This window comes from Pseudomonas sp. AK106 (assembly GCF_053903055.1).
In genome coordinates, this window is the sequence record NZ_CP096426.1 from 1145623 (window position 1) to 1171674 (window position 26052).

General features: G+C 60.7%; 22 protein-coding genes. 11 read left to right on the top strand and 11 right to left on the bottom strand.

Annotated features, from left to right (window positions below):
- Positions 1-85: 85 nt before the first annotated feature.
- Positions 86-283 (bottom strand): hypothetical protein, encoded by a 198-nt coding sequence (locus tag M1E04_RS05225; RefSeq protein WP_037014498.1) that lies wholly within the window; start codon positions 281-283, stop codon positions 86-88.
- An 819-nt stretch (positions 284-1102) separates the two neighbouring features.
- Here M1E04_RS05225 and pcaR point away from each other — a divergent pair.
- The 6 genes from pcaR (at position 1103) to pcaD (ending at position 7285) form a co-directional block, all read left to right on the top strand.
- Positions 1103-1945 (top strand): pca regulon transcriptional regulator PcaR, encoded by an 843-nt coding sequence (gene pcaR / locus M1E04_RS05230; protein ID WP_065993181.1) that lies wholly within the window; start codon positions 1103-1105, stop codon positions 1943-1945.
- Positions 1946-2113: 168 nt separating this feature from the next.
- Positions 2114-2974: a CoA transferase subunit A gene (locus tag M1E04_RS05235; RefSeq protein ID WP_192132826.1), complete on the top strand. Its 861-nt coding sequence runs from the start codon at positions 2114-2116 to the stop codon at positions 2972-2974.
- Complete coding sequence (locus M1E04_RS05240; protein WP_296309877.1) at positions 2971-3750, top strand: CoA-transferase subunit beta; 780 nt, start codon at positions 2971-2973, stop codon at positions 3748-3750. The genes M1E04_RS05235 and M1E04_RS05240 overlap by 4 nt, the downstream gene beginning before the upstream one ends.
- Positions 3747-4949, top strand: a complete 1203-nt coding sequence (gene pcaF, locus M1E04_RS05245) for a 3-oxoadipyl-CoA thiolase (protein WP_456292509.1) — start codon at positions 3747-3749, stop codon at positions 4947-4949. Before M1E04_RS05240 ends, pcaF begins: the two co-directional genes overlap by 4 nt.
- Before the next feature lie 169 nt (positions 4950-5118).
- Positions 5119-6408 carry an MFS family transporter gene (locus M1E04_RS05250; RefSeq protein ID WP_065992283.1) on the top strand — a complete coding sequence of 430 codons (1290 nt, stop codon included), beginning with the start codon at positions 5119-5121 and terminating at the stop codon, positions 6406-6408.
- Between the two features lie 88 nt (positions 6409-6496).
- On the top strand, positions 6497-7285 hold the full coding sequence (gene pcaD, locus M1E04_RS05255) for a 3-oxoadipate enol-lactonase (RefSeq protein ID WP_456292510.1): 789 nt from the start codon (positions 6497-6499) through the stop codon (positions 7283-7285).
- A gap of 90 nt (positions 7286-7375) precedes the next feature.
- On the opposite strand, the gene M1E04_RS05260 is transcribed toward pcaD, so the two are convergent.
- Genes M1E04_RS05260 through M1E04_RS05270 form a run of 3 tightly spaced genes read right to left on the bottom strand, consistent with a single transcriptional unit; the run spans position 7376 to position 13137 of the window.
- Entirely contained in the window at positions 7376-8842 is a 1467-nt protein-coding gene (locus M1E04_RS05260) for an AdeC/AdeK/OprM family multidrug efflux complex outer membrane factor (RefSeq protein ID WP_065992285.1), read from the bottom strand.
- Positions 8839-11973: an efflux RND transporter permease subunit gene (locus M1E04_RS05265; RefSeq protein WP_065992286.1), complete on the bottom strand. Its 3135-nt coding sequence runs from the start codon at positions 11971-11973 to the stop codon at positions 8839-8841. The genes M1E04_RS05260 and M1E04_RS05265 overlap by 4 nt, the downstream gene beginning before the upstream one ends.
- A 3-nt stretch (positions 11974-11976) precedes the next feature.
- Positions 11977-13137, bottom strand: coding sequence for an efflux RND transporter periplasmic adaptor subunit (locus tag M1E04_RS05270; protein WP_192135287.1), 1161 nt, complete (start codon positions 13135-13137; stop codon positions 11977-11979).
- 254 nt (positions 13138-13391) lie between these two features.
- Between M1E04_RS05270 and M1E04_RS05275 the strand changes: the two genes are divergently transcribed.
- On the top strand, positions 13392-14051 hold the full coding sequence (locus M1E04_RS05275) for a TetR family transcriptional regulator (protein ID WP_456292511.1): 660 nt from the start codon (positions 13392-13394) through the stop codon (positions 14049-14051).
- Positions 14052-14280: 229 nt separating this feature from the next.
- The gene (locus M1E04_RS05280) at positions 14281-15141 is read left to right on the top strand and encodes a cache domain-containing protein (RefSeq protein WP_456292512.1); all 861 of its coding nucleotides are present in this window, start codon (positions 14281-14283) and stop codon (positions 15139-15141) included.
- Positions 15142-15159: 18 nt separating this feature from the next.
- On the opposite strand, the gene M1E04_RS05285 is transcribed toward M1E04_RS05280, so the two are convergent.
- Together M1E04_RS05285 and M1E04_RS05290 are read right to left on the bottom strand one after the other, a co-directional pair.
- Positions 15160-16665, bottom strand: a complete 1506-nt coding sequence (locus M1E04_RS05285) for an MDR family MFS transporter (RefSeq protein ID WP_456292513.1) — start codon at positions 16663-16665, stop codon at positions 15160-15162.
- A gap of 460 nt (positions 16666-17125) precedes the next feature.
- Positions 17126-18013 carry a LysR substrate-binding domain-containing protein gene (locus tag M1E04_RS05290; protein ID WP_456292514.1) on the bottom strand — a complete coding sequence of 296 codons (888 nt, stop codon included), beginning with the start codon at positions 18011-18013 and terminating at the stop codon, positions 17126-17128.
- A gap of 145 nt (positions 18014-18158) precedes the next feature.
- On the opposite strand from M1E04_RS05290, the gene M1E04_RS05295 reads away from it, so the two are divergent.
- A complete protein-coding gene (locus tag M1E04_RS05295) occupies positions 18159-19790 on the top strand; it encodes a 5-guanidino-2-oxopentanoate decarboxylase (RefSeq protein WP_456292515.1) in 1632 nt (543 codons plus the stop codon).
- 26 nt (positions 19791-19816) lie between these two features.
- On the opposite strand, the gene M1E04_RS05300 is transcribed toward M1E04_RS05295, so the two are convergent.
- Complete coding sequence (locus tag M1E04_RS05300) at positions 19817-20770, bottom strand: AraC family transcriptional regulator (RefSeq protein WP_456292516.1); 954 nt, start codon at positions 20768-20770, stop codon at positions 19817-19819.
- 368 nt (positions 20771-21138) lie between these two features.
- Between M1E04_RS05300 and M1E04_RS05305 the strand changes: the two genes are divergently transcribed.
- Both M1E04_RS05305 and M1E04_RS05310 read left to right on the top strand, forming a co-directional pair.
- Complete coding sequence (locus M1E04_RS05305) at positions 21139-21492, top strand: antibiotic biosynthesis monooxygenase family protein (protein WP_192135276.1); 354 nt, start codon at positions 21139-21141, stop codon at positions 21490-21492.
- 101 nt (positions 21493-21593) lie between these two features.
- Positions 21594-21833 (top strand): hypothetical protein, encoded by a 240-nt coding sequence (locus M1E04_RS05310; protein ID WP_065992300.1) that lies wholly within the window; start codon positions 21594-21596, stop codon positions 21831-21833.
- Here M1E04_RS05310 and M1E04_RS05315 read toward each other — a convergent pair whose 3' ends face one another.
- From M1E04_RS05315 to M1E04_RS05330, 4 genes are all read right to left on the bottom strand, one after another.
- Entirely contained in the window at positions 21834-22457 is a 624-nt protein-coding gene (locus tag M1E04_RS05315; RefSeq protein WP_133772374.1) for a flavin reductase family protein, read from the bottom strand.
- Positions 22458-22673: 216 nt separating this feature from the next.
- Positions 22674-22997, bottom strand: a complete 324-nt coding sequence (locus M1E04_RS05320) for a hypothetical protein (RefSeq protein ID WP_065992303.1) — start codon at positions 22995-22997, stop codon at positions 22674-22676.
- 407 nt (positions 22998-23404) lie between these two features.
- Positions 23405-23830 (bottom strand): hypothetical protein, encoded by a 426-nt coding sequence (locus tag M1E04_RS05325; protein ID WP_456292517.1) that lies wholly within the window; start codon positions 23828-23830, stop codon positions 23405-23407.
- Between the two features lie 248 nt (positions 23831-24078).
- Complete coding sequence (locus M1E04_RS05330; protein ID WP_065992311.1) at positions 24079-25401, bottom strand: MFS transporter; 1323 nt, start codon at positions 25399-25401, stop codon at positions 24079-24081.
- Between the last annotated feature and the right edge of the window lie 651 nt (positions 25402-26052).

Sequence of the window (26052 nt, forward strand, 5' to 3'; positions counted from 1 at the left end):
ATAGACGAGTCTGTAAAACCTGGCGTTAAGGCACTTGAAACGCTTGCCGTCGGCTGTTTGAGTCAGCGACCGGCAAGCGGGCGACTCAAGGCTCTTCCTTGAGTTCTTCTTCCATCTTCTGCAGCTCTTGCTTGAACGCCTGGTCAAGCAGGCTGGCCCGTTTGCGCCAGGGCTTGCGCTCTGGCTCGGGCTGGGCGGCGTATGTTGTCACTTCGCCGCCGTACACTTCTTTGTAACGTTGTTCCTGGCGCTCTAGTTCTGCGCGCAGTTCATCTTTGGTCACGTTAATACCTGATCGAGTCGAATGTAATCCCGGTGATGACGCCGAGTCTGGAAGTGTCGCACCTGACGATCGCAATGTATCGGATCAGGAATACTCATCGGGCAGGGGCGCTGCGCAGGATGATTAACACTTCAAGCAAGGGCGGCTACGTGCACCAGAATGAAAAAACTGTCGTAGCAACATTCTTTATTGATTGCCTGCAGGATGGCAAATGACCAAGGTATTGGCCTGCCGTCGCTGAACATTGCGATCGAGTCGAGCAATGCCTGCGTGAGTTTGGATCCATGCCGGATAAGGCGGTGGATTAAACAGCGCGGTAGCGGTATTGGGCCTCAATGACGGCCACTATCGCGAAGATGCGCAGGCGAGTCAACTGTCGAGACTGTCGCAGTCGGACAACTGAGGATTTATACCTTTTTGATGTACGAAGGTTCCTAAGTTGCCCAGTCCGATTTATGACGTAACTTGGTGAGTCAAATGTTTAACGCTACAGGCAGTTTTCTGGCGACGTAAATTCACGGGTTATGAAACCGCGAACAGCCGATGTGTATTTATGCGCTTACACATAAATGCGAAAGGCAGAGACAAAAACGGCCTTGGGTTAGCAAGGCCGTGCCTGGGACTTCTCAGTGGGTACCTGACCAGTAATCCAAAGAAGCCTCATATGGCAGGTGAAAGGTATAAGCAACCGTACGGCCGGTCAATTGCGATTATCGCCCACTCGTTCGATAATCGCACAAAGCTGGCTTGCCGTGGGTTCCAAAACAGGCGAGAGTGGCGTTCTACAAGGCTTTCGCGGCCACGACGAACGGTGCCAGCATGAACGATCAATTGCGTAATTCTTTCACGTCACTTGCGCCGCCGATTGTTGCGTCCCCCGCTAAAAGGATTCAGGCGCTCACCGGTGATCCTGACTTCATGACCTCTCTGGCGCGAGGGTTGGCCGTCATCCATGCATTTCAAGAGCGCAAGCGGCACCTGACCATCGCGCAGATCAGCCACCGCACGGAAATCCCCAGAGCAGCAGTTCGTCGCTGCCTGCACACACTGATCAAGCTGGGTTACGCCACCACTGACGGCCGCACGTACTCGCTGCTGCCGAAAGTGCTGACCCTCGGCCATGCCTATTTGTCCTCGACACCCCTGGCGGTCTCGTCGCAGCCATATCTGGATCGCATGAGTGATCAGCTGCACGAGGCCTGCAACATGGCCACACTGGAAGGCGACGACATTCTTTATATAGCCCGCTCCGCCACGACTCAGCGATTGATCTCCGTGGACCTGGCAGTGGGTGGGCGTTTGCCGGCGTACTGCACGTCCATGGGAAGGATCCTGCTGGCGGCGCTGGACGATGTGTCGTTGCAGGAATACCTCGACCATGTCGACCTGCAACCCAAAACCAGCCGCACCTTGCGCACTCCCGAAGCCTTGCTCGAATGCCTGCAGCAAGTGCGACAACAGGGCTGGTGTATTGTCGACCAGGAACTCGAGCAGGGTTTGCGTTCCATCGCGGTGCCGGTCTACGACGCATCGGGTCAGGTGCTCGCGGCGCTCAATGTCAGCACCAGCGCCGGTCGGGTAACGCGTAACGAGCTGGAGCAGAAGTTCTTGCCCATCATGCTGGATGCCAGCCGTGACCTCAGCACGCAGCTCTTTACCTGATGCTTAAAGGGCCGGACACACGCAGCCGGCTCGCAATCACCACTCTCCGTTCGGTGATCAAACACTTAGTCGATTATCGGATTGTTCCGCTTCGGCCCCAGGCATAACCTCATTTGCAACGCCGCCTCTGTCGAGACACGGTAACCAAGTGTGAACCTGGAGCACCTCATGGCTGCAATTCTTTCCCTTCACGAAGCGGTGACGCAATTCGTCAACGATGGCGACACCGTTGCGCTGGAAGGCTTCACCCACCTGATTCCTACCGCGGCGGGCCACGAGCTCATTCGTCAGAAGAAGAAAGACCTGACGCTGGTGCGCATGACTCCCGACTTAATCTATGACCAATTGATCGGCGCAGGCTGTGCGAAACGGCTGATTTTCTCGTGGGGCGGCAATCCGGGCGTCGGCTCGTTGCATCGGCTTCGCGATGCGGTCGAACGGCAATGGCCGCAACCCCTGGAGATTGAAGAACACAGCCATGCCGACCTTGCCAACGCCTACGTGGCGGGGGCGTCGGGCCTGCCTTTCGCGGTGCTGCGTGCGTATGCCGGCTCCGACTTGCCGAAGGTCAACCCGCTGATCAAATCCGTGACGTGCCCATTCACCGGCGAAGTGCTGGCGGCGGTGCCGGCGGTACGTCCTGACGTCACTGTTATCCATGCTCAAAAAGCCGATCGCAAAGGTAACGTGCTGCTGTGGGGCATCCTTGGCGTGCAGAAAGAGGCAGCGCTGGCGGCCAGGCGCTGCATCGTTACGGTCGAGGAAATCGTCGATGACCTCAAGGCACCGATGAACGCTTGCGTGCTGCCAACCTGGGCGCTCAGTGCTGTCTGCCTTGTGCCGGGGGGCGCTCATCCTTCCTACGCCCACGGCTACTACGAACGCGACAACCGTTTCTATCAGGCGTGGGACGCCATCGCCCGCGACCGTGAGGCGTTTACCGCCTGGATTGACGAGTACATCCATGGCACTCGCGACTTCGGTGAGTTCAAGCACAAGCTGGCCCACGTGGCGGAGGCTACCCAATGACCTATTCCACCAGCGAAATGATGACCGTCGCCGCCGCACGTCGGTTGAAAAATGGCGCCGTGTGCTTTGTCGGCATTGGTCTGCCCTCCAAAGCGGCCAATCTGGCGCGCCTGACGTCATCGCCTGACGTGGTGCTGATTTATGAATCAGGGCCCATCGGTGCCAAGCCTGATGTGCTGCCGCTGTCCATCGGTGACGGCGAACTGGCGGAAACCGCTGACACCGTGGTGTCCACCAGCGAAATCTTCCGTTACTGGTTGCAGGGCGGCCGTGTCGATGTCGGGTTCCTCGGCGCGGCTCAGGTCGACCGGTTCGGCAATATCAACACAACGGTGGTCGGCGACTACCACCACCCGAAAGTGCGCCTGCCGGGGGCGGGGGGCGCGCCGGAAATCGCCGGGTCGGCCAAAGAAGTGCTGATCATCCTCAAGCAGTCGCCGCGGACGTTCGTTAACAAGCTGGACTTCCTGACCTCAGTCGGCCACGGCGAAGGCGGCGACGCCCGCAAGCGCCTCGGCCTGCCGGGGGCCGGGCCGGTTGGCATTATCACTGACCTGTGCATCATGGAGCCGGAGGCGGGCACCCACGAATTCGTCGTGACCACGCTGCACCCGGGCGTGACCCGCGAGCAGGTGATCGCCGCCACCGGTTGGGACGTGCGTTTTGCCGACACCGTCGCGAATTCCGATGCGCCTAGCGAGTACGAACTGAACGCGCTGCGTGATCTGGAAGCGCGGACCGCTGCCGCCCATGGTCAAACGCCGGGAGAAGCATGATGCGTGACGTCTTTATCTGTGACGCGATTCGTACCCCCATTGGCCGTTTTGGTGGCGCCCTGGCGAGCGTTCGGGCGGATGATCTGGCAGCGTTGCCGATCAAGGCCCTGATGGCGCGCAACCCGTCGGTCAACTGGGATGAGCTGGACGAAGTGTTCCTTGGCTGCGCCAATCAGGCCGGTGAGGACAACCGTAACGTCGCCCGTATGGCGGCGGTGTTGGGGGGGTTGCCGGCGAGCGTGCCGGGCGTGACCCTCAATCGCCTGTGCGCTTCGGGCCTGGACGCGGTGGGTTCTGCGTTCCGCGCCATCGCCTGCGGTGAAATGGAGCTGGCCATCGCCGGCGGCGTCGAGTCCATGTCACGCGCGCCGTTCGTGATGGGCAAGGCCGACACAGCATTCGGCCGCACCCAAAAGCTGGAAGACACCACCTTGGGCTGGCGTTTCGTCAATCCGCAGATGAAGGACCGGTACGGCGTTGAAAGCATGCCGCAGACCGGCGACAACGTCGCTGAGGATTTCGGCATCTCTCGGGAGGATCAGGACGCGTTCGCCCTGCGCAGCCAGCAACGCACGGCCGCGGCTCAGGCTGCGGGCTTCTTCGCCGAAGAAATCGTGCCCGTGTGGGTCGCCCACAAGAAAGGCGAGACCGTCGTCGACACCGACGAGCACCCCCGTGCCGACACCAGCCTTGAGGCACTCGGCAAGCTCAAGCCGGTCAACGGCCCTGGCAAAACGGTCACGGCCGGCAACGCAGCGGGGCTGAACGACGGCGCGGCGGCGATGATTCTGGCGTCCGCCGAAGCCGTGAAGAAACACGGCCTGACGCCCCGCGCCCGCGTGTTGGGCATGGCCAGTGCCGGCGTGGAGCCACGCGTCATGGGCATCGGCCCGGTGCCGGCGGTGCGCAAACTGCTTGGACGGCTGGGGATGGCGGTCAGTGATTTCGACGTCATCGAACTCAACGAGGCCTTCGCCAGCCAAGGCTTGGCGGTCATGCGTGAGCTGGGTATCGCCGACGACTCGCCGAAGGTCAATCCCAACGGCGGCTCGATCTCGCTGGGGCATCCGCTGGGCATGAGCGGCGCGCGTCTGGTGCTGACGGCCTTGCATCAATTGGAGAAAACCGGCGGCAGCAAAGCGCTGGCAACAATGTGCGTCGGTGTGGGGCAGGGGCTGGCCCTCGCGATAGCGCGCTAAACGGCAGTCCCGCAACTCAGCCACCCGAGTCATCGGTTGCTTCCACGAAAGGAGCAACTTGCTGACTCGGGTGGTTGTCCTTGTGATGTCGAAACGTTACTGCTTAAGTCTAAATGTTGCAGGTTATGTCTTAGACTGGCTGACCTTACTAACACCTGGGGAGATAATAATGACAACGACTCACTACACCGGCGAAGAACGGCGCAAGCGGATCTTCGCCATCGTCGGGGCTTCATCGGGCAACCTCGTCGAATGGTTCGACTTCTACGTCTACGCCTTCTGCGCCATCTATTTCGCGCCTGCGTTCTTTCCTTCCGATGACCCGACCGTTCAATTGCTCAATACAGCGGGTGTTTTTGCTGCTGGCTTCCTGATGCGGCCTATCGGCGGCTGGCTGTTCGGTCGCGTGGCCGACAAGCACGGACGCAAGAACTCGATGATGATTTCCGTGCTGATGATGTGTGCGGGCTCGCTGGTCATTGCCTGTCTTCCCACCTATGCATCGATCGGTGCCTGGGCGCCGTTTCTGCTGTTGATGGCGCGCCTGTTTCAAGGCCTGTCGGTGGGTGGTGAGTACGGCACCACCGCCACGTACATGAGCGAAGTCGCGTTGCGGGGGCAGCGCGGGTTTTTCGCTTCGTTTCAGTACGTGACGCTGATTGGCGGCCAGCTGTTGGCCGTGCTGACCGTGGTCATTCTGCAGCAGTTTCTCAGTGCCGATGAGCTGAAAGCCTACGGCTGGCGGATTCCGTTCGTGGTCGGTGCGGTGGCGGCGGTGATTTCGCTGGTGCTGCGCCGGTCGCTGAAAGAGACCACCACCGCCGAAGTCCGCCAGAACAAAGACGCGGGCAGCGTGTCTGCGTTGTTTCGCGATCACAAAGCGGCGTTCATCACCGTGCTCGGCTACACCGCCGGCGGCTCGCTGATTTTCTACACCTTCACCACGTATATGCAGAAATACCTGGTCAACACCGTGCACATGGACGCCAAGGTCGCGAGCTACATCATGACCGGCGCACTGTTCCTGTACATGTGCATGCAGCCGGTGTTCGGCATGCTCGCTGACAAGATCGGCCGTCGCGCTTCGATGCTGTGGTTCGGCGGGCTGGGCACGCTGTGCACGGTGCCGCTGCTGCTGACCCTGAAAACCACCACCAGCCCGATCATCGCGTTCGTGCTGATCACCCTGGCGCTGGCCATCGTCAGTTTCTACACCTCCATCAGCGGCCTGGTGAAAGCCGAGATGTTCCCCGTTCAGGTTCGTGCGCTGGGCGTTGGTCTGGCCTACGCCGTGGCTAACGCGATCTTCGGTGGCTCGGCTGAATACGTGGCCCTGGGCCTGAAGAACATGGGCATGGAAAACACCTTCTACTGGTACGTCACCGCGATGATGGCGATTGCTTTTCTGTTCAGCCTGCGACTGCCGAAGAAGCCGGCTTACTTGCACGAAGATCACTGATCCCCGGATCTTGAGGCGCGCGTCCTTGCCGGGCGCGTGCTGTCCCTATTGATCACACTCATTCCACGTGTTTCACGGAGCGACTGCCATGGCGTTCGTACAACTCGAAGACGGTGAGCTGCATTATGAAATTGACGGCCCGGTGGATGCGCCGGTGCTGATGCTGTCCAACTCACTGGGCACCGACCTGCATATGTGGGACGCGCAGATCCCGGCGCTGAGCAAGTCATTCCGCGTCGTGCGTTACGACACACGCGGCCACGGCCAGTCCCTGGTCACCCAGGGGCCTTACACCCTCTCGCAACTGGGACGCGACGTGCTGGCGCTGCTCGATGCATTGAACATCGACCGCGCGCATTTTTGCGGATTGTCCATGGGCGGCCTGATCGGTCAGTGGCTGGGCATCCATGCCAACGACCGGCTGCACAAGCTGGTTCTGTGCAACACCGCCGCGAAGATCGGCGACACGGAAACCTGGGCACCGCGCATCGCGCAGGTGGAGAAGGACGGTGCGCGGGCAATGACTGAAATGGGCGCTGGCGCCATAGGGCGTTGGTTTACCCCCGGCTTTGCCAGTCAGCACCCCGACAAAGTCACGCCCATCACCGACGTACTGGCGACAACTTCCCCGTTGGGTTACGCCGCCTGCTGCGCGGCCGTCCGGGATGCCGATCTGCGCAAGGAAGTCGGTTCGATCACCGTACCCACGCTGATCATCTGCGGCAGCCATGACGGCGTCACGACGGTGGCGGACGGGCATTTTCTGCAGAACCACATCCACGGCAGCGAGCTCTCCGACTATTACGCCGCGCACCTCTCCAGCGTCGAGTTGGGTGAAGTCTTCGCCCTGCGCGTGACGGAATTTTTGCTGGCGTGACGTCTGCTCGCTGCTCGCCTACGGCTTGAAAAAGCCGTGGTGACAGCCAAAAAAACCCACCAATCGGTGGGTTTTTTTATACGCGCTGGATCAGAACAAGCGGGTGGACGGCACATCGCCCGCGGTCGGCTGACGCTCGCCGGTCGGGGTCTGTTCGTACCAGCCGCCGCCCAGGGCGCGGTACAAATTGACCTCGCTGCTGAGTTGGGACAGGCGATCGGTGATCAACGACTGTTGCGCGTTGAACAACTGACGCTGAGCGTCGAGGAAGGTCAGGTTGCTGTCGATCCCGATGCGGTAGCGACGCTCGGCCAGACGGTAGTAGTCCTGGTTGGCGTTGACGAAGTCCGTCTGCGCCTTGAGCTGATCGGTGTAGGTCTTGCGCGCGGCCAGACCGTCGGAGACTTCCTGGAACGCCGTCTGAATCGCCTTCTCGTAGTTGGCGACGCCGATGTCTTTCTGGATCTTCGAGTAGTCGAGGCTTGCGCGCAGACTGCCTGCGTTGAAGATCGGCAGATTGATCGTCGGCTCGAACAACCACGTCCCCGAACCGCCCTTGAACAGGCCGCTCAAATCGCCGCTCGCCGTACCGGCACTGGCCGTGAGGCTGATGCTCGGGAAGAACGCGGCACGTGCCGCGCCGATGTTGGCGTTGGCGGCTTTCAGGCTGTATTCGGCCTGCAGAATGTCCGGACGACGCTGCAGCAATTCCGACGGCAGACCTGCTGGCATCTCGTTGAGCATGTCAGCGCTCAACGGTTTCGAGGCGGGCAGGTTGGCTGGCAGACTGGTGCCCAACAACAGCACCAGGTTGTTTTCGTCCTGGGCGACCAGCCGCTGATACTGAGCCAGCTTGACGCGGGCGCTTTCGACGGAGGTGCGCGACTGCGCCAGATCCAGCGCCGAGGCCACGCCCACTTCGCTGCTGCGGGAAGTGAGACGCAGGCTTTCCTCGAAGGCGCCCAAGGTGTCCTGGGTCAGCTTCAACAGCTCTTTGTCCGCTTCCCACGTCAGGTAGGCATTGGCAACGTTGGCGACCAGGCTGATCTGCGTGCTGCGACGGCCTTCTTCACCGGCGAAGTAGGTCTGCAGCGCCTGCTCACTCAGGCTGCGCACCCGGCCGAACAGATCCAGCTCATAGGAACTGATACCCAGACCCACCGAATACTGACTGGTGATATTGGATTCGCCCGTTTGCGACAGGTCACCCGGAACGCGCTGACGCGTGCCGCTGCCCGAGGCTGCGACGGCCGGGAACAGGTCCGCACGTTGAATGCGGTACTGCGCGCGGTAGGCGTCGATGTTCAGCGCGGCGACGCGCAGGTCACGGTTGTTCTGCAGCGACGTCTGAATCAGCTGCTGCAGCGCCGGGTCATGGAAAAACTGACGCCAGCCCTGTTCGGCTGCGGCTTGATTCGCCGCCTGGGCCGGCGAATACGCCGGACCTTGCGGGAACTGAGCCGGCACCGGTGCGGCGGGCTGCTTGTAATCGGGGATCAACGAGCAGCCGCCGAGAATGAACGCGGTGACCGCCAGCGAGATCAGGGACTTGCTCATTGGCCAGCCTCATCGTGTGGAGTGTGTTTCTGTTTGCCTTTGAACAGCGAGGATATCGAAACGAAGAACAACGGTACCCAGAAGATCGCCAGAATAACCGCGGTGATCATACCGCCGATTACGCCCGTACCGATCGAATGCTGGCTACCGGCACCGGCACCCGAGGAAATCGCCAGCGGGACTACACCGAGGATGAACGCCATGGACGTCATCACGATCGGCCGCAGACGCATCCGGCAGGCTTCGATGGTTGCGTCCACGATGCCCTTGCCCTGCTCATGCAGTTCCTTGGCGAACTCGACGATCAGAATGGCGTTTTTCGCTGCCAGACCTACCGTCACCAAGAGCCCTACCTGGAAGAACACGTCGTTGGACAGGCCGCGCAGGCTCGTTGCAACCAGCGCACCGATCACCCCAAGCGGGATCACCAGCAGCACGGCGATCGGAATCGACCAGCTTTCATACAGCGCCGCCAGACACAGGAACACGATCAGAATGGACAGTGCGTACAGCGCCGGAGCCTGGGAACCGGACAGACGCTCTTCATAGGACAGACCCGTCCACGAGAGACCAACGCCGGCCGGCAATTTCTTCGCCAGTTGCTCGATCTCGGCCATCGCTTCACCGGTGCTGTAACCCGGCGCCGGAGTACCCAGCACTTCCTCGGCCGGCACACCGTTGTAACGGGACAGCTTCGGCGAACCGAATACCCACTCTCCGCTGGCGAACGAGGCAAAAGGCACCATCTCGCCGGCGGTATTGCGCACGTACCACTTCTTCAAGTCCTCCGGCTTCATCCGCGCACTGGCATCGCCCTGCACGTACACCTTCTTGACCCGACCGCGGTCGATGAAGTCGTTGATGTAGCTGCCACCCATCGCGATGGACAGCGTGGTGTTGATGTCCGACAGACTCAGACCCAGTGCCTGCGCGCGCTCGTCATCGATGACCAGTTGATACTGCGGCTCATCGTTCAGACCGTTCGGACGCACGCCCGCCAGAATCTTGCTCTGTGCCGCCATGCCCAGCAGTTGGTTACGCGCTTCCATCAGCTTGGCGTGACCCACGCCGCCCTGATCCTGCAAATACACGTCGAAACCGGTGGCGTTACCCAGTTCCAGTACCGCAGGCGGTACGACCGCGAAGGTCATTGCATCGCGGAAACCGAAGAAGTGCTGCTGCGCCCGTTTGGCCAGCTCGAACACGCTGTTGGAGGCATCACGATCGCCCCACGGTTTCAGCATGATGAACGCCAGACCGGAGCTCTGACCGCGACCGGCAAAGTTGAAGCCGTTAACGGTGAACACCGAATTGACCGCGCCCGATTCTTCTTCCAGCAGGTACTTACGCATGTTGTCGATGACGGTCTGCGTACGTTCAGCCGAGGAGCCCGGTGGCGTCTGCACCTGGGCGAAAATAACGCCCTGGTCTTCTTCCGGCAGGAACGCGCTCGGAATGCGGGTGAACATCCAGATGGTGCCGCAGACAATCAGCGCATACACGATAAAGGCCGGAACCTTGTGCTTGAGCATGTTGCCGACGCCACGCTCGTAGCTCACTACGCTGCGGTCGAAGGTACGGTTGAACCAGCCAAAGAATCCACGTTTCGGCTGCCCGTGCTTCTCGTGGTCGATCGGCTTGAGCAGGGTGGAGCACAACGCCGGGGTGAAGATCAGCGCGACCAGTACCGAAAGCGCCATCGCCGAAACGATGGTGATCGAGAACTGCCGGTAGATCACACCCGTGGAGCCGCCGAAGAACGCCATTGGCAACAGAACCGCACACAACACCAGTGCGATACCGACCAGTGCGCCCTGGATCTGCTCCATGGATTTGATCGTGGCGTCCCGCGGCGAAAGTTTGTCCTCCGCCATCACCCGCTCGACGTTTTCCACCACAACGATGGCATCGTCCACCAGCAAGCCGATGGCGAGAATCACCCCGAACATGGTCAGCGTGTTGATGGTGAACCCAGCCGCCGCGAGGATCCCGAACGTACCCAGCAATACCACCGGCACGGTCATCGTGGTGATGATGGTGGCGCGGAAGTTCTGCAGGAACAGGTACATCACCAGGAACACCAGGATGATCGCTTCACCCAGGGTGTGAACCACACCGGTGATGGATTCCTGAACCACTGGCGTGGTGTCGTACGGGTAAACCACTTTCATGCCAGGCGGAAAGAACGGCTCCAGCTGGGCAATCGTGGCGCGGATCGCCTTGGCGGTGTCCAGCGCGTTGGCACCGGTCGCCAGCTTGATCGCCAGACCTGAGGCCGCCTTGCCGTTGAACTGTGCGTCAATGCTGTAGTTTTCGCCGCCCAGACCGACTTTGGCGACGTCTTTGAGACGAACCTGCGAACCGTCCTGATTGACCTTCAACAGAATGTTGCCGAACTGCTCGGCCGTCTGCAGACGGGTTTTACCGATGATCGTGGCGTTCAGCTGCTGGCCCTTGAGCGCAGGCAAACCGCCGATCTGGCCGGAAGACACCTGAACGTTTTGGGCAGTGATGGCCGTCTTGACGTCGACCGGCGTCAGCTGAAAGTTGTTCAGCTTGGCCGGATCGAGCCAGATACGCATGGCGTACTGGGCACCGAAAACCTGGAAGTCACCCACACCGGAGGTACGGGAAATCGGGTCCTGCATGTTCGACACGATGTAGTTGGACAAGTCTTCCTTGCCCATGCTGCCGTCTTCGGACACCAGACCGACGACCATCAGGAAGTTCTTCACCGCCTTGGTCACGCGGATACCCTGTTGCTGCACCTCTTGGGGCAGTAGCGGGGTGGCCAGGTTGAGCTTGTTCTGCACCTGAACCTGAGCGATGTCGGGGTTGGTCCCCTGGTTGAACGTCGCGGTGATGGTCATGCTGCCGTCGGAGTTACTTTCCGAGGACACATAACGCAGGTTGTCGATACCGTTGAGCTGCTGCTCGATCACCTGAACCACGGTGTCCTGCACGGTTTGCGCATTCGCGCCCGGGTAGGTCACCTGGATTGCGATGGCCGGTGGGGCAATGGCCGGGTATTGGTTGATCGGTAGCTTGAGGATCGAAAGCGTCCCCACCAGCATGATCACGAGGGCAATTACCCACGCGAAAATTGGCCGGTCGATAAAAAATTTCGACATGAATTACTCCCCTTTGCTGCCTGCGGCTTTATCAGTTGCCGGGGCAGTTGCCGGGTTAGCTGCATTGACGTTGGTGGCTTCGGCCACTTTCACTTCAGCACCTGGCTTGACGTATTGCAGCCCTTCGGTGATCACGCGATCACCTGCGCTCAAGCCTTTTTCTACCAGCCAGTCGCTGCCGATAGTGCGGTTGGCGACCAGGGTCCGGGACTCGACCTTGTTATCGGCATTCACCACCAGTGCGGTCGGGGTGCCTTTCAGGTCGCGGGTGACGCCTTGCTGTGGAACCAGAATCGCATTTTCAGCCACGCCCGATTGCAGTCGTGCGTGCACGAACATGCCTGGCAGCAGCGTGTGGTCCGGGTTCGGGAACACGGCGCGCAGCGTCACGGAACCGGTGGTCTGGTCGACCGACACTTCGGAGAACTCGAGCTTGCCTTCAGTTGAATAGAGGCTGCCGTCTTCCAGCACCAGCTTGACCTTGGCGGCGTTGTCGCCGGCTTTCTGCAGCTTGCCGCTTTCCAGCTCGCGACGCAGCTTGAGCATGTCGGCCGAAGACTGAATCACGTCGACGTAGATCGGGTCGAGCTGCTGAATGGTGGCCATCGCATCCGCCTGACCATTGCTGACCAGCGCACCTTCCGTCACCAGCGAACGACCAATGCGGCCGGAAATCGGCGCGTAGACCTTGGTGTAACGCAGGTTGATCTCGGCTGTCTGCACCGCCGCCTTCGCTTCGCGGGCCGAACCCACCGCCGTGTCGTATTCCTGACGGCTGACCGCTTGCTCGTTGATCAGCTGCTTGTAGCGGCCAGCGAGGGAGTTGGAGGATTCGTAGGTGGCTTTGGCGCTGTCCAGGGTGGCCTGGTAAATCGCCGGATCGATCTGGTAGAGCTGCTGACCGGCTTTGACGTCTCCACCTTCGGTGAACAGACGCTTGAGGATGATGCCGTTCACTTGCGGACGCACTTCGGCGATCCGGAACGCGGTGGTCCGGCCCGGCAGTTCAGACGTCAGGGTGTAGGCCTGGGTTTTCAGAGTAACGACGCCGACCTGAGGGGGCGGTGGTGCTGCGGCCGCTTCTTCCTTCTTGCTGCATCCGGAGAGCAGCGATGCCAGGGCGACGGCAGTGACCAGAACGGTAACAGCTGGCTTGAATTGCATGAAGATCCTCGGGTCAGGAGCCTGAACTCATGAAAAGTGGAAAGGGGCGGGAAAGGGTTCCTGCTGGATAAGTAGGATGCTAATGAATATACTTACATTCACGGTTGTTTGTAAACACCCAAAAGTGTGACACTCCAGCGCACCGAGGGCATCGATTGTAGATCCGGGACAAGGCATTACAAAGGCCGCCCGACATGCTGTTCAGGCCACTCGACCAGAGCGCCTGACGCATTTTCATAGAGGTTTTTACTGCCATGGTCCGACGCACGAAAGAAGAGGCTCAGGAAACCCGCAGGCAGATTCTGGAAGCTGCCGAGCAGGCTTTCTATGATCGAGGGGTTTCCCGCACGACGCTCGCCGACATTGCGGCCCTGGCTGGCGTGACCCGTGGCGCGATCTATTGGCATTTCAGCAACAAGGCCGATCTGGTCCAGGCGATGCTCGACAGCCTGCACGAGCCCCTCGAGGAAATGGCAAGAGCGAGTGAGAGCGAAGATGAGGTTGATCCACTGGGATGGACGCGCAAGCTTCTCATTCATTTGTTTCAACAAGTTGCCAGCGATCCTAAAACCCGCCGCATCAATGAAATTCTGTTTCATAAATTCGAATTTACCGACCAAATGTGTGACATGCGGCAACAACGGCAGTTTGTCTGGCTTGACGCCAACGAGCGGATCGCACTGGCACTCAGTAACGCCTCCCGGCAAGGCCAGCTCCCCGCTGACATCAATCCGCAACGCGCGGCGATCTGCCTGCACGCCTATATACACGGCATTCTCGGCCAGTGGCTGCTGGTGCCGGAAAGCTTCTCGCTGCAGGATGATGCGGAGCGATTGGTCGATGGCATTCTCGACATGCTCCGCTTCAGCCCGGCGTTGCGCGACCCGGTGTCTCCCGCATTCTCAGTCAGCTGACCTGCCAGCACCGGGCCGGTCCCTGGGAAAACGGCGCTGTGTGGCGGTTGGCCTGTATCTATACCGCGCCTGACCTTCGCTGAACAGGCGGTTTACCCTCGCTTTACCCTGCGATTACGGTGATTCAGCCCTCATTCAGGCAGGGTGCCCATTGAAGTGCCGAATGCTGCCCTATTGCAATCTGGCGTCTACGCTCCCCCCATAACCAATAAGAGTGGGGGGCGAGGCGATGGCAGTCTTATCAAAAAACGCATGCAGAACATTTCTGGTTGGTGCGCTTGCCGCCCTGAGCATCGGACACGGGTGGGCAGCGGGCGACGAAGTTCAAGAAGCGGAAGCCGCCAAGGGGCTGCTGGAAAAAGCCGTGGCCCGTTACCGCGTCCAGGGTGACAAGGCGCTCGCCGAATTCAGCCGTCAGGGCGAGTTCGTCGATGGCGAGCGTTATGTCTTCGTCACCGATACCAAGGGGATCATGCTTGCAAGTGGTGGGCCATCGGTGGCACTGATCGGCCGTGACGTATCGTCGGTGCTCGATCCTGAGCTGCAGAAAAACTTCAAGCAGGTGCTGCAAACCCCGGAAAGCGCCGGCATTCAGCAGGCCGAGTATCGCTGGCAGAACTGGCGCGACGGTAAGGTCGAGCGCAAGCGCGTGTATTTTCAGCGCATCGGCGATCGGGTTCTGGCCGTCGGTTACTACCTGCCGCGCGCTTCGCCGGAGCAGGCGAGGGCGTTGCTCGACAAGGCGTCCAGGGCCATGGAGCAGGATAAGGACGGCACCCTTCGCGCCATCAACGACCTCAAGGGCGGATTTCTGCAAGACGATCTGTACGTCTTCGTGGTGAACGTCGACACCAAACGCTATGTCGCCCACGGCACCAACCTGCGGCTGGTGAATACCGACTTCAGCAAGGTCAAGGACCCTGAGGGCAAGCCGGTCGGCATTCCGATGCTCGAGCTCGTCAAGAAACAGTCTGAAGGCGAATACGAATACCGCTGGCGCAACCCGGTCACCAGCAAAATCGAACACAAGCACGCCTACGTGCGCAAGGTCGGTGCATTCCTGGTGGCGGTGGGTTATTACAGCGGCTGATCGCCCTGACAGGTTCGTTTAGCGGTCCTTGTCGTCCCGCCCGCGCAGCAGGTTGTTGGGCATCGCCAGTGCAGCAGACAAACCCAGCAGCGACACGGCTGCGCTGGTGATCAACAGGTGCTGAAAGGTCATCGACAGCTGCCCGCGCAGCAATTCAAGCGCGGGACCGCTGGCGGCGTGCAGACTGTCCATCAGCACATTGCCCGAACCTTCGCCCGGGATCGAACTGCCGCCGACCTGGGCAATCCCTGAACCGGCGAGCATCGCCAGCAGCAGTGCCGACATTGTCGCCACGCCGACCGCGCCGCCCAATGACCGAAACAGGTTGGTCGTGCTGGTCGCCACGCCCATGTCTTTAACCTCCACCGAGTTCTGCGTGCCCACCAGCGAGGTCGGAAACTGCATGCCGCTGGCGATGCCGGTGAGGACCATGAACAGGCTCGTCAGAATGGCCGACTGCGGCGGCGTGAAGGCGATACCGAGGATTGCCAGCGGCATCAACGCCGCGCCGGTGAGGATGATCGGTTTGTAGCGGCCCGTCAGCGAAGTGCGGCGGCCACCAAAGTACGCGCCGATAGGCATGCCGATCGCCAGTGGCATCAGGTGCAACGCCGCGCTGTCGGCCCCCGCACCGGTGACGGTCTGAAAGCGCAACGGCAGCAGCACGATGAGCGAAATGGCCTGAAAGCTGGTGAAGAAAATCGTGCACCAGCAGAGCACCGCGCTGCGATTGGCGAACAGATGCATGGGCAGCAGAGGCTCGCGAGTGCGCCGCTCATACAGCACAAAAATCAGCAGTGCGAGCAGCGCCACCGACAGTTGCAGGACCACCGAGTCATCGCGCCAGCCGTGGCCCTGACCGATTTCGGTAATGCCCAGCAGCAAGGCGGTCAGGCCGATGATCATCAACACCGTACCCAGGTAGTCGATCACCGGTTTGCGTTGAGGGATCGGCAGGCCCACCAGCGTTTTGCGCGCGACCCACCATGCCGCCAGCCCCAGTGGCAAGTTGATGATGAACACCCATCGCCACGACAGGTACTCGGTCATGAAGCCGCCGAGCACCGGCCCGGCCACGCTGGCGGCGGCGTACATGCCGCTGAAGTAACCCTGATAGCGACCGCGCTCCCGGGGCGGAACGATGTCGCCGATGATCGCCTGGCTCACGGACACCATGCCGCCGGCGCCGATGCCTTGCAGCACCCGCGCCAGCACCAGTTGTTCCATGCTCTGGGCCATGGCGCAGAACAGCGAGGCGAGGGTAAAGGTCGCCAGCCCGAACAGCATCAAGCGGCGCCGGCCATACAAATCCCCCAGCTTGCCGTAAATCGGCACGGCTACGGTGAGCGCGACCATGTAGGCCGAGATCACCCAGGCGAGCAGGTCGAAATCCTGGAATTGGGCGGAGATGGCTGGCATCGAGACCGCGACGATGGTCTGATCCAGCGCGCTGAGAAACACGGCCATCATCAGCGCAAACAGAATGCTGCGGATGTCCGGACGGGGTTGATTAAGGCTCGTCACAGAAGGGACTCGACTGGCAGATTGACCCGCTGAACATCCGCAGGAATTTGCGCCAAGTCTAGTCCGTTAGCTTGCTAATCGATAGCAGGCTGTGGGGATTTTCGCAGTACGTTGACCTGCGTTACGTCGACCGGCAGTTGCCGTCAACGAAGGGCGCTGAACGTCGCATCAGTGGGCATGCAATGCCCCATCGTGCAGACCACCGCCACGCGGGGCGTCTGCCGCATTTGTTCGATTCGGTAAGCACCTGCGGCGTACAGGCTCAACACGGCAGTAACGGCGACGACATAAACGCACTGTCTTTTTATTGTGGTTCTCATGACATTTGCCTCGATCCGGTAGGACAACTGTTTCAAAGCGGACACTGTCAGTGTAGGTCGCTATCGGCGAGTGGACCGGGCGATGGGGATTGAATGTTTGTATCAGCCGGGCCGTTGGTGAAGAGCCAGCATTGCGCCGCTCAGCCGATGCGCCGCTCAGCCGCCTGCAGCGACAGCCAGTCCAGCAGATCCTGCAGTGGGGAAGGAACGCTGGCGCCTTTGGGGTGCACGAAGTAATACGCCGCGCCGGTCCGGACTTTTAGTTCGAACGGCATGACCAGGCGCCCCGCGCTCAGGTCTTCGCCGATCAGCGACCAGTCGCCAATGGCAACCCCCGTCCCTTGTGAGGCGACCGTCATCGCCAGGTCCATTGTGTCGAAGTGCTGACCGTGCTCGACATGGCTCAGCTCCGCTCCGGCGGCCTTCAGCCACAGCGTCCAGTCACGCTCGTCGAGAGTGGGGTGCAGGAGCATGTGCCGTTCCAGATCGGCGGCGCGGGCGAGGGGATTGCTGGACGCCAGCAACGGCGAGCACACCGGCGTCAGTTGTTCGTCGAACAGGTGCTGCACGTGACTGGAATCAACCGGTTTCGCGCCGAACACCACGGCGGCATCGAAATCCTCACGCCTAAAATCTACCGTGTGCGCGCTCGTCGTGGTCAGTTGCACCGGCACGTCAGGCCGCTCTTTCTGCCACTGCATCAGGCGCGGCAATAACCAGCGGCTGATGCATGTGGGTGCCTTGATCTGCAGCGCCCTTGGTCTGGCATTGACCTGATCCACCGCTTCTTCGATCAGGCTGAACACCTGCTCGATGCGCGGCAGCAGTTCGCGGCCCTGGGCTGTCAGGCTCAAGCCCCGGGCCTGACGATTGAACAGGCGATAGCCCAGATGAGCTTCCAGCCCGGAGATCTGTCGGCTGACAGCGCCCTGGGTGATGTGCATTGCCTCCGCTGCCCGGGTGAAGTTGCAGCACTTCGCCGTGATCAGGAACGTATGCAGCGCGGGAAGGGGAGGAAGGCGTTTCATCGGCAGGTTAGCCATGAGCTGAGGACATGGCTAAGCATGACATTTTTTGCGTTGTGGTCGATACGGCCCCGCAGCTTCAATGGTCGCCTATCGAGCCTGGCACATTGCGGGCGGCGTTGCGAAAGGCATACAGAGGGACAGAGACATGGCGACGTGCGGGGAAGTGCTGGTCAGGTTGCTGGAAGGCTACGGGGTCGAGCGGGTGTTCGGGATTCCGGGCGTGCACACGGTTGAGCTGTACCGAGGGCTGGCCGGTTCGTCGATCACCCACATCACCCCGCGCCATGAACAGGGCGCAGGCTTCATGGCCGATGGATATGCGCGCACGCGAGGCAAGCCGGGCGTGTGCTTCATCATTACCGGCCCCGGCATGACCAATATCACCACCGCGATGGGCCAGGCCTATGGGGACTCGATCCCGATGCTGGTGATTTCCAGCGTGCAGTCGCGCAGTCAGTTGGGCGGCGGTCGCGGCAAGCTGCATGAACTGCCGTCCCAGAGTGCGCTGGTCGCGGGCGTCGCGGCGTTTTCTCATACGCTGATGTCAGCGGCCGAGTTGCCGTCGGTGCTGGCCCGGGCGTTTGCGGTGTTTCAAGCAGCGCGGCCGCGTCCGGTGCATATTGAGATTCCGCTGGATGTGCTGGTGGAAAATGCCGACGCCCTGCTGCACAGCCAGGCGGTATCGGTGACCCGCGCGGGGCCGGCACCCGCTGCGATCCGGCACATGGCGAGTCTGCTCGCCACCGCGCAACGGCCGTTGATTCTCGCGGGAGGCGGCGCCATTGACGCCGCCCCGGCATTGACGCGTCTGGCCGAACGACTCGGCGCGCCGGTCGCGCTGACCATCAACGCCAAAGGCATGCTGCCGGGCGCTCACCCGCTGCTGATCGGTTCGACGCAGTCCCTCGATGCCACCCGTGAGGTCATTGAAAACGCCGACGTGGTGCTGGCCATCGGTACTGAACTGGCCGAGACGGATTACGACATTACCTTTCAGGGCCACTTCAAGATTCCGGGCGCGTTGCTGCGCATCGACATCGACCCCGATCAGACTGTGCGCAACTTTCCGCCAACGGTTGCGCTGGTCTCCGACGCTCAACACGCCGCTGAAGCCTTGGTGGACGCGCTGGTCGGCGAAGTGCTGGCGCCACGCAGCCAAGACTGGGGCGCTGCGCGGGTTGCGGCGCTGAGGACGAGCCTTGAGGCGGGCTGGGACGATGCCACCCGTGGGCAGACGCTGTTCTTGCAAACGGTGCTTGAAGTATTGCCAGAGGCCGTGATCGTGGGCGACTCCACCCAGCCCGTCTACACCGGCAACCTGACCCTGGACCTCGACAAGCCTCGCCGCTGGTTCAATTCCTCCACCGGTTACGGAACTCTGGGCTACGCCTTGCCCGCCGCCGTGGGGGCGTGGCTGGGCAGTCGCGACGCCGGAGAGTCCAATCCTGTCGTGTGCCTGATTGGCGACGGCGGCCTGCAGTTCACCTTGTCCGAACTGGCGAGTGCGGTGGAAGCGCGAACGCCCATCGTGGTGCTGCTGTGGAATAACCAGGGCTATGAAGAGATCAAGAAGTACATGGTCAACCGCGCCATCGAGCCCATCGGTGTCGACATCTACACGCCCGATTTCATCGGCGTCGCCACAGCACTGGGATGCGCCGCGGAGGCGGTTGGCAGCGTTGAGCAACTGACCACGGCCCTCAACTCAGCCAGCCAGCGTGAAGGCCCGACGTTGATCGAGATCGACCAGAAGCGCTGGATGAGCAGCATCGGCTGACGTCTTACTTCGACTGAGCGGCGCGTTCAAACCGTGCTGCGCAGGCGCGCCAGGTCCCGCAGTGGTGGCGCGCCGAACAGGCGGCTGTATTCGCGGCTGAACTGCGAGGCGCTTTCATAGCCGACCCGGTAACCGGCGGCGGACGCTTCCAGGCCGTCCGCCAGCATCAACCGTCGGGCCTCCTGCAGACGCAGTTGCTTCTGGTATTGCAGCGGGCTCATGGCGGTGACGGACTTGAAACGGTGGTGCAGCGTCGAGACGCTCAGGTTCACCTCTCTCGCCAGATCTTCAATGCGCAGCGGCTCCTGGAAATGGTCGTTGAGCCACTTGATCGCCTGGGTGACGCGATGGGTCTGGCAGTTGGAGATGGCGATTTCATACAGCCGATGCCCTTCGCTCCCGCGCAGGAGTCGATAAAGGATCTCCCGATTGATCAGCGGGGCGAGCATGGGAATGTCTTTTGGCGTGTCCAGCAGACGGATCAGGCGGATGACAGCGTCGAGCAGCTGAGCGTCGATCCGCTCGACGTACATGCCGCGCCCGCTTTGACGCGTCGGTACGCTCATCGGCCCTGCTTCGGCGATCAGCGCGTTGATTTCCACCGGATCGATTTCCAGGCGCAAGGCCAGATGCGGCTCTTCCGGGGTCGCGTAAATCACCTTGCCGCTGATGGGCAGCGCCACTGACAGCACCAGGTAGTTGAGCGGGTCGTAGGTGTACAGCTCGCCGCCCAGCGTCACGTCCTTGCGGCCCTGAGCCATGATGCACAGCGCCGGCTGCACCAGCCCCGGCACCGATTGCGACGGGCGATCGTGCCGCACCATGAACAACGGTTTGATCACCGTCTGGAAACTGCCGTCGACGGGGGCATGCCGGCGGATCAGTTCTGCCAGCTCGGCGCGCTGTTGCGTCATCTGCGCGCTCAGCTCGGCAACAGGTCGAGCATCCGGAGCGGACGGCGCAAAAGCGGATGACGACATGGGGAGTTCCTCTGACAGGGCGTTGATGCAGCACAGCTTATTTTTGGGCAAGCGCAAGCGTTAGGCGAATCCTGCCGAATGCTTGCCTGATTCTGTTGCCGATGTGTTGCGTTGCCGTGAACGGGCCCTGTTCGCCCGGGATCGTTGCTCGAAAGTCCACAGGCATCACGCGACCCAGCGACGAGAGCGGCCGTCACTATGAACCTGCCAGCGCAGAATCAGGCAATAACCGCGCAGTAATTGGCTACCGCAGGGTGCGCGTCTGCCCCTAACCTTCACTTCCCGCCGCCGCCTGTTCCACGGATGCCAGATCCCGAATCGCGGCACGCCTGCTTAAGCCAAGCACGTAAAGAGAAGGAGCGCAGAGCATGCTAAATACGTCAGTCGTGAGCCATTGGGTCTCCGTCCGCGCCCGGCCCGGACACAGTGCGCAGCTGGGCGCCCGCTTGAGCAGCCTGATCAACCCGTCCGCTGCCGCGTCGGGTTGCCTGCACTTCGCGCTGCAGAAATCCATGACCGACGACGACCTCTGGGTCATTACCGGCTCCTGGGCCGACCCCTCCGCAATGAACGACTGGTTCGGCGCGCCTGAGCTCAACCTGTTTTCCGAACTGGTGACCGAGTTGCTGGTGGCGAGCCTCGACTTTCAAACCTTCGCCACGGTATCGACGGCTCAGGCACAGACGGTTGATGTCCCTATAGGTGCTCGCCTGGTGGGCTAACAGGTTTCGGTAGCCGATAAGGCCTGCGAAGAAAACCTTTCAGGTGTTCGAACGCCTGCGTTTAAAATCCTGCCTTCATTTTCCAGGCAGGACGTCGGACCATGGCACGCAAAGAATTCCAGCATCACGAGGCCGTTTCGGCAGCGGTCCCCGGTGACGACGGCTACAGTGCCGCGATCGCCGTCAAGGCTCGGGTCATGGGCGGGGCGCCAACCTTTCATCGCGTCCTCGCCGAACAGAAATTCCCCACCGCGCTCGCCGCTGACGACGCCGCCGTAAAGGAGCTGGAGCGGCTCGCCGACGTCACCCAAGAGGGCGAACTGGTGTTCGCCCAAGATTGATCAGACGTTCGGCCGGTACATCTTGAACAGCGACTCTGCGCTCAGCTGGAAATAGTCAGCCGGGCCGCCGCCGCGCAGGATGGGCTCGCCGGCTGCGGTGTCATACACACCTTCCTTCAGCAGCCGCTTGGCGATATGCACCGCCACCACTTCCCCCAGAATCAGCCAGCTCGGCACCACTTCCTTGTCGGCGCGTTGCAGCTGGATGATCTGCGTGACTTTGCATTCGAAGGAAACCGGCGTCTCTTTGACCCTCGGCACGGAAACGATGCGCGACGGTTCTGCGGTAAGGCCCGCCAGCTCGAACTCACTCACGTCTGCCGGCACTGCCGCGCAACTCATGTTCATCTGCTCGGCCAAGCTGCGCGTGGCGAGGTTCCAGACGAACTCGCCGGTCTGTTCGATGTTGTTCAGGCTGTCTTTGCGACCGATGCTGCAGAACCCGATGATGGGCGGTACATAGTTGAAGGCGTTGAAGAAGCTGTAGGGCGCCAGGTTCAGCTTTCCCTCTGCGTCCTGGGACGAGATCCAGCCGATCGGACGTGGGCCCACGATAGCGTTGAACGGGTCGTGGGGCAGTCCATGACCTTTGGACGGTTCGTAGAAATGAATATCGTCTGACATGGTGTGTTCCTGAATGTGGGGGTGCGGGCGTGCCGGCCACGGTGAGTGCGTTCACGGAATGCAGGCCGACATAGTGCAAGGCATTGGATGAGGATTCCAGCGACCTCCGAACCCCGCGCAAAAAAAAAGCCCGACAAGTGTCGGGCTACAAAGGGAGTTCAGGAGGTGGAACATGAAGCGGTCAACATGAAGCGGTGGGCATGGTGCGGATAACGCTTAGCTGGCGCGATTGGCACCGACGCGATCGGCGCCGTCAGCGGCCAGACGGTTTGCACCGATATGGTCAGCGCCATCGGCAGCCTGGCGGTTGTTACCTACGCGGTCAGCGCCGTCGGCGGCGAGGCGATTGGCACCAACGTGATCGGAACCATCGGAAGCCTGACGATACGAACCGGTGTGCGACGCATTGGTGTGGGAAGAACCGCCTTCTGCGACAACAGTGCCGTTAAATGCAGAGTGCTGTTCGGAAACAGGCAGAGCGAATGCGCTCGATGCCAGAATGGACAGACTAATACCAAAAATAATATTCGACGTTTTCATGAGTGTTGCTCCAGTAAGTTCAATAATGTTTTCAACTTGGGAATGGAGCCAATGTTACGCGCGTGCCGATTAAGTTGAAGTTAACGCTGTTGCTATCGACCATCGCTAAAAATGATAGTGGGCTGGAGCGCCCGGTTTTAAAGCGTCGGCGAGACATTTGCGCTGGAATGGAGCAATTTTCACCGGCGAAGGCGAATTTGCCTGTTGACTCGGGTGGCTGTTATTTGGTAGGTCGGTGCGCAGCGGGGAGGGGATCGGGCATGCCAGCTAAAGAAAACGAGATGGATACGCGATTCGCTGCTGACCCACATCTGTCAGGAGACCAGTCAAACCGAGGGTTTCAGGTTTCCACGTGCGGGAAAAATTAAGCCCGGCATAAAGCCGGGCTGGGAGAACGACAGGGCGAATCAGCTCAGGCGATTTGCACCAACATGGTCCGAGCCGTCAGCTGCCTGGCGATTGGCACCGACACGATCAGCGCCGTCAGCAGCGAGGCGGTTGGCACCAAAGTGATCCGAACCATCAGCGGCCTGGCGGTTGTTACCGACACGGTCAGCGCCGTCAGCAGCGAGGCGGTTGGCACCAAAGTGATCCGAACCATCAGCGGCCTGGCGGTTGTTACCGACACGGTCAGCGCCGTCAGAAGCGAGGCGGTTGGCACCTACATGGTCCGAACCGTCAGCAGCGACACGACCAATATTAGTGTGGGACGAGCCGTTTTCTGCAACGACCGCAGTATTAACTGCGTGCTGGGCATCAACAACGGGAAGTGCAAATGCGCTGCTGGCAAGAAGGGAGAAAGCGAGGCCGAAGATCAGTTTGTTAGTTTTCATGGTAGTTGCTCCAGATCGATTTAGTTAGTGGGTAACTCGGTATGGAGTGAACTTTACTCGCCTCTGAATTATTAAGAAGTCAATCGCATTGGTAGCGATCATCGCTGAAATTGATACTGCGAAAAGCGAGCGTTATTCATGCACTTAGCAGCTTATGCGAATGCAAAAGGGCAGCTCATGTGCGTGAGCTGCCCTCGTTTTGCTGCCTTTAAGCGCTGGTCGAAGCGGCTAGCCAGCGCCGTTTCAGGTCAGTCAGTCTCGATCCGCGAATGCTTGCGGGTGTCTTTCATGAACACATACACCAGCAGCGACACTGCGATGCAGGCGGTGACGTACCAGTAGTAGCCGGTTTCCATGCCAATGCTCTTGAACCACAGCGCGATGTATTCGGCTGTGCCGCCGAAGATCGATACCGTCAGTGCGTACGGCAGGCCGACACCCAGCGCGCGGATTTCGGTCGGGAACAGTTCGGCTTTCACAACGGCGTTGATCGAGGTGTAGCCGCTGACGATGATCAGCGCTGCCATGATCAGGAAGAATGCGCCCCACCAGCTTTGGATGGTATGCAGGGTGGTGAGGATCGGCACGGTACACAAGGTGCCCAGCACGCCGAAGGCGATCAGGATCGGGCGACGGCCAATCTTGTCAGACAGCGCGCCGATCACCGGTTGCAACAGCATGAACAGGAACAGCGTAGCGGCGGAAATCGTCGTCGAATCGGTGATGCTCATGCCCACCGTGTTCACCAGGTATTTCTGCATGTAGGTGGTGTAGGTGTAGAACGCCAGTGTGCCGCCCATGGTCAGGCCGACGACGGTCATCAGCTCCTTGGGATGGCGCATCAGGGTGCGCATGAGGCTTTCTTTGGGTTTGTCCTTCTTGCGGTTGAACGACTCGGTTTCTTCCATCCCGCGACGCAGGAACAGCGCCACCACCGCGCACAATGCACCAATGGCGAACGGGATGCGCCAGCCCCATGCGTGCAGCTGTTCAGTGGTCAGCGTCTGTTGCAGCACAATCAGCACCGCCAGCGCGATGAGCTGGCCGGAGATCAGCGTCACGTACTGGAAGCTGGAGAAAAAGCCCCGGCGTTCTTTGGTCGCCATCTCGCTGAGGTACGTCGCCGAGGTGCCGTACTCGCCACCTACCGACAGGCCTTGTAGCAGGCGGGCGAACACCAGCATGATCGGGGCGCCAACGCCGATGGTTTCATAGCCAGGGGTGAGGGCGATGATCAGCGAACCGAAACACATCAGCAGCACCGACGCCATCAGCGCGGCCTTGCGGCCTTTGCGGTCTGCGTAGAGGCCCATGAGCCAGCCGCCGATGGGGCGCATCAGGAAGCCCACGGCAAAGATCGCGGCGGTGTTGAGCAATTGGGCGGTGGTGTCGCCCTTGGGGAAGAAGACTTTGGCGAAGTAGAGGGAGAAGGCGGCGTAGACGTACCAGTCGTACCACTCGACCATGTTGCCGACCGAACCGCTGAAAATGGATTTCAGGCGACTTCCGGTGGTTTTTTCGGCGGCTGGCGTGGCAGCCGTTCCGTGGGAGGCAGAATTGGGGATGGCCATGGGATTTCCTGCAAGTCATTGTTGTTAGAAGGAACGCATCGAGGCGGTCTGACGACAGTGATAGCAGGAGCTGTGCCAAAGGCTGAAAGGCCCGTAGTAGAGGGGTTGTCGCGGTCAGGGTAAGCGGAAATCCGCTTGATGTCTGAAACCCATGAGCGAAAATCCGCTCATTCCCCGATCTGACAGGATCGAAGTTTCTTCCCGGCTGAAGCCGGTCACACGGAATCACCGCATGCTCTTGTAGGACTGGCTTTAGCCGGGAATGCGTCGGGTGTCGCGCCGCGGAATCGAGGGTGATTTTGCTGGCCTCTTCCCGGCTGAAGCCGGTCCCACGGGATCGCCGTACGCGCTTGGGGGACTGGTTTTAGCCGGGAATGCGTCGGGTGTCGCGCGGCGGAATCGTGGGTGATCTTGCTGGCCTCTTCCCGGCTGAAGCCGGTCCCACGGAATCGCCGCGTGCTCATGTAGGACTGGCTTTAGCCGGGAATGCGTCGTGTGTCGCGCCGCGGAATCGAGGGTGATCCCGCTGGCCTCTTCCCGGCTGAAGCCGGTCCCACGGAATCGCCGCGTGCGCTTTGTGGGACTGGCTTTAGCCGGGAATGCGTCGGGTGTCACGCCGAGAAATCGAGAGTGTTAGTGCTGGCCTCTTCC

Coding starts and splice junctions, on each gene's coding strand:
- pcaR (WP_065993181.1), top strand. CDS start 1,103: ATGAACGATCAATTGCGTAATTCTTTCACGTCACTTGCGCCGCCGATT.
- M1E04_RS05235 (WP_192132826.1), top strand. CDS start 2,114: ATGGCTGCAATTCTTTCCCTTCACGAAGCGGTGACGCAATTCGTCAAC.
- M1E04_RS05240 (WP_296309877.1), top strand. CDS start 2,971: ATGACCTATTCCACCAGCGAAATGATGACCGTCGCCGCCGCACGTCGG.
- pcaF (WP_456292509.1), top strand. CDS start 3,747: ATGATGCGTGACGTCTTTATCTGTGACGCGATTCGTACCCCCATTGGC.
- M1E04_RS05250 (WP_065992283.1), top strand. CDS start 5,119: ATGACAACGACTCACTACACCGGCGAAGAACGGCGCAAGCGGATCTTC.
- pcaD (WP_456292510.1), top strand. CDS start 6,497: ATGGCGTTCGTACAACTCGAAGACGGTGAGCTGCATTATGAAATTGAC.
- M1E04_RS05260 (WP_065992285.1), bottom strand. CDS start 8,842: ATGAGCAAGTCCCTGATCTCGCTGGCGGTCACCGCGTTCATTCTCGGC.
- M1E04_RS05265 (WP_065992286.1), bottom strand. CDS start 11,973: ATGTCGAAATTTTTTATCGACCGGCCAATTTTCGCGTGGGTAATTGCC.
- M1E04_RS05270 (WP_192135287.1), bottom strand. CDS start 13,137: ATGCAATTCAAGCCAGCTGTTACCGTTCTGGTCACTGCCGTCGCCCTG.
- M1E04_RS05275 (WP_456292511.1), top strand. CDS start 13,392: ATGGTCCGACGCACGAAAGAAGAGGCTCAGGAAACCCGCAGGCAGATT.
- M1E04_RS05280 (WP_456292512.1), top strand. CDS start 14,281: ATGGCAGTCTTATCAAAAAACGCATGCAGAACATTTCTGGTTGGTGCG.
- M1E04_RS05290 (WP_456292514.1), bottom strand. CDS start 18,013: ATGAAACGCCTTCCTCCCCTTCCCGCGCTGCATACGTTCCTGATCACG.
- M1E04_RS05295 (WP_456292515.1), top strand. CDS start 18,159: ATGGCGACGTGCGGGGAAGTGCTGGTCAGGTTGCTGGAAGGCTACGGG.
- M1E04_RS05300 (WP_456292516.1), bottom strand. CDS start 20,770: ATGTCGTCATCCGCTTTTGCGCCGTCCGCTCCGGATGCTCGACCTGTT.
- M1E04_RS05305 (WP_192135276.1), top strand. CDS start 21,139: ATGCTAAATACGTCAGTCGTGAGCCATTGGGTCTCCGTCCGCGCCCGG.
- M1E04_RS05310 (WP_065992300.1), top strand. CDS start 21,594: ATGGCACGCAAAGAATTCCAGCATCACGAGGCCGTTTCGGCAGCGGTC.
- M1E04_RS05315 (WP_133772374.1), bottom strand. CDS start 22,457: ATGTCAGACGATATTCATTTCTACGAACCGTCCAAAGGTCATGGACTG.
- M1E04_RS05320 (WP_065992303.1), bottom strand. CDS start 22,997: ATGAAAACGTCGAATATTATTTTTGGTATTAGTCTGTCCATTCTGGCA.
- M1E04_RS05325 (WP_456292517.1), bottom strand. CDS start 23,830: ATGAAAACTAACAAACTGATCTTCGGCCTCGCTTTCTCCCTTCTTGCC.
- M1E04_RS05330 (WP_065992311.1), bottom strand. CDS start 25,401: ATGGCCATCCCCAATTCTGCCTCCCACGGAACGGCTGCCACGCCAGCC.